Here is a 250-nt window from a genome sequence, read left to right as displayed (position 1 = left end):
CCTTCACGTACGTGGCGCGGTCGAGCAGCTGGTGCTCGAGCTGCAGGTCGGTGAACAGGGCCTCCTCGAACGGGGCGACCTGCTCGAAGGTGGCCTTGAGGATGGCCGACAGGCGACCGAGCGCCGGGGTGACGACGTCGGGCACGCCGCCGATGGCACGCAGCTGGTCGGTGATCTCGATCGTGCGGGCGCCGGCGTTGTCGGCGTTCTGCGTCAGCTCGCGGCGGACGGCCTCGGTGCGGGCCTGCGC

Annotated in this window: 1 protein-coding gene; it reads right to left on the bottom strand. The window is 72.0% G+C overall.

Going from position 1 to position 250, the window contains the following annotated elements; all coding sequences use genetic code 11:
• Positions 1-250: hypothetical protein (locus ACSNOK_RS35420; protein ID WP_436784785.1), on the bottom strand; the 250-nt coding region annotated here is incomplete at both ends.

It is taken from the genome of Streptomyces sp. URMC 126 (assembly GCF_051386555.1).
Lineage (GTDB): Bacteria > Actinomycetota > Actinomycetes > Streptomycetales > Streptomycetaceae > Streptomyces.
Note: the sequence above shows the minus strand (reverse complement) of the source record. Positions and strands in the feature narration are given on the sequence as shown.